General features: G+C 63.1%; 2 protein-coding genes. Both read right to left on the reverse strand.

Features of this window, described 5'->3' with window-relative positions:
* Positions 1 to 74 precede the first annotated feature (74 nt).
* Positions 75 to 2,081, reverse strand: coding sequence for a methyl-accepting chemotaxis protein (locus tag AC1VAN_RS18315; protein ID WP_480986389.1), 2,007 nt, complete (start codon positions 2,079 to 2,081; stop codon positions 75 to 77).
* Between the two features lie 142 nt (positions 2,082 to 2,223).
* The coding region (locus tag AC1VAN_RS18320; RefSeq protein ID WP_480986390.1) for a hypothetical protein at positions 2,224 to 3,145 on the reverse strand (922 nt) is incomplete at its 5' end.

Here is a 3,145-nt window from a genome sequence, read left to right on the forward strand (position 1 = left end):
GCCATCATCGGTTCAGGAAACAAAAATGCGCCCATCGCGACCAGCCTCGCGATGGGCGCCGTCTCCCACCCGGCTTAGAACTCTTCCCACCCACCCGTGTTGGCAGCGAGCGACGGGGCATTCCGCAGCGGCACCCCGGTCACGCGACGCACCGGCGGCACGCTTGCAGCGACCGCTGCCAACATCGGACGGACCGCTGCCGCCGCCACCGAAGCGCCGGTGCGGAACACCGACACCGCTTCGGCCAGCAGGTTTGCCTGTTCTTCCATCGACCGCGCAGCAGCGCTGGCCTCTTCCACCAGCGCGGCGTTCTGCTGGGTGGTCTCGTCCATCTGCATCACGGTCTGGTTGACCTGCTCGATGCCCGAGCTCTGCTCCTGCGAGGCTGCAGAGATCTCCGCCATGATGTCGGTCACCCGCTGCACCGAGGCGACAATCTCGCCCATCGTCGTGCCGGCCTGACGCACCAGCGCCGAGCCGTCGGACACCTTGCCCACCGACTCCTCGATCAGGCCCTTGATCTCCTTGGCCGCACCCGCCGAGCGCTGTGCCAAGGTGCGCACCTCGCTGGCCACCACCGCAAAGCCCCTGCCCTGCTCACCCGCWCGCGCGGCCTCCACGGCGGCGTTGAGCGCCAGGATGTTGGTCTGGAAAGCGATGCCATCGATCACGCTGATGATCTCGGCGATCTTCTTCGACGACGCTTCGATGGCGCTCATGGTGGTCACCACCTGGCCGACCACCTCGCCGCCCTGCGAAGCCACCCCATGTGCACCGATCGCCAGCTGGTTGGCCTGGCGCGCGTGTTCGGCGTTCTGCTTCACGCCCTGCATGCGTACTGTCAGATCGCCGCGCGAGATCGCCTGCAGCAGGCTCGACACCTGCACCAGGTTCTCGTCCGTGGTTTGCATCAACCGGTTCAGCCCGGTCACCATGTCGCCGAAATCATGCTCGAAGCGTGTTTCGTCGCCACGCAGGCTGAAGTCGCCTGCGGCCGCGGCTGTGGCCAGCCGGCGGATCTCGCCGTTGATGGCCGACAGACTCGATTTGGTCTCGTCCATGGCCTGGGTGATCGCCGCCTTCTCGCCCGGCAGGCGATCCATGTCCACCGACAGGTCGCCGCGCGCGTAGTGCTTCATCACCTCGATCAGGCGGTTCTGCACGTGCACGTGCGAGCCCACCAGCGCGTTGGTGTCATGCACCATGCGCCCGTAGTCGCCGGGGAAGGCGCTCTCGTCCATGCGATAACCCAGGCTGCCATCATCGTGCTGCCGCGCCATCTCGCCCTGCGCGGCCATCACCGCCTGCAGCTGCCCCTGCATGCGCTGCATGGACTTCAGCAACTGGGTCACCTCGTCGTTGCCCGAGGCATCGATGACGTTGTCCAAGCGACCGTTGGCGATGCCATCGGCCAGCTTCACCGCGCCCGCCAAGGGGCGGGTCAGGCTGCGGGTGATCGCCCACGCGGCCAGTGCGCCGAGAATCAGGCTGAGCACACCGAAGGCGATGGACAGGGTTCCCGTCCACGCTTCCGTGGCGCGGTATTCCTCACGGCTGCGTTCGGTCAGGGTTTCCTGGTGCCGCAGCAGGCTGGAGATCGCTCCATTCCAGGCCGTGGCCAGACCGTGCTCGGCCAGCAGCTCGGTGGCTGCACCGTCGTAGTCGCCCGCCTTCATCCGCTCATGCAATTGTTGAGTGGAGACGTCGGTGGCCTTGCGTGCCGCCGCGATCTGCGCCACCAGCGTATCGCCGGTGGGATCGCGGGGAATCTTGACGTACTTGTCCCAGATTCCATCGTAGGTGCGGCTCAGTTCCTGCGCCCGCTGGTAATCCTTGTCGAACTCCTCGCCGCGCTTGATCACCATCAGGCGGCGATGCATCAGCACCGCGTTGTTGGTATCGAGCATGTCGTTCAACAACCGCATCTTGACCATGTTCACGCCCACCACTTTCTCGAACTGGGCGGACTTCAAATGGTTTCCGTACAACACCAGGCCGACAATGGCCAGGATGAACAGCAACAGCAGACCGAAGCCGGCAGAAAGCCGGGATCCCACACGGAGGTTGCGTAAGGCGAGCATCTCAATTCCCTTGATCGTGGCCCTATATCGGTGGCGGCACGACTGCGGGAAACTTTAAGATCAGTTATTGAAACAACGCCGCGTTAACATAAACGCGTTCAAGCAGAATCTCACCGTGAGGAAATCAGGCCCGTGGCGGGAATCAGCCACGCAAGCCGATGACGGTATGGCGGGTGAAGAACCGCATTTTCCCCTCGACCGTGAAATCGGTACGCCTGATTTCGACGAGCAGTTGCTCGCGCTGTGCTTCGTCCAACGTGCAAGGCTCCAGAACATTGGCATCCAGCACGGTACCCGGTGGCGTCAGACGTAGCTCGACAATGCAGACATTGTTGTCCATTGGAACACCCGCCGGCCACGCCGTCATCGCGATCGCACGCAGCTCCTCCTGGTACACCTCCCTCTCCGCATATTCGAGATCCGGGTCCGGCCGGTTCGCCGGCAGGTGCAGTGAAGACTGCCTGGGCGCTGCCTTCGGCATCGAACGAACTGCCAGATTGATCAGGGTGTTCTGTGAGGCCGTTACCGCCAAGGCGATCACCAGAGCGGTGTAGCTGACACCACCGGCCTTCTGCAGTTCGGCACGCCGCCGATGCGCGCCTCCATGCCCGGCAAGCACCTTGCGGGCAATCCTCCGGCAATGAGACAGGTACAGGGAATTCGCCAGAATTCCGGCAAGCACGCGGCAGACCACGAAGACGACTACCGCGAACCATGGCAGACCCATCTGAGTGAACGTGGTCATCGCCAAAGGCGGAACGATGAACCAGATCGTGCCCCATACAGGCATGCGTCGGAAGAAGAACCACAATGATGAAAACAGGAACGCCGGCCAATGCCACCGTCTCGGCGCCCTGCCGGCTGCGTCGTCCAGCCTCCAGAAATGGCAATAGGTGGAGAACCGGTCCCCAACCACAATCGCCAGCGCACTCTTTTCACTTGACTCGTCAGCGGCCGAGTCTGCGTCTCGCTCCGCGCCACCCTCTGCACTACCGAAAGTGGGCTCGATCTTCATCTGCACTGATTCTTCATCCAAAAAAAACACACTGACAGTCATTCGAAGG

The organism is Stenotrophomonas sp. 05L44_2, from assembly GCF_056665995.1.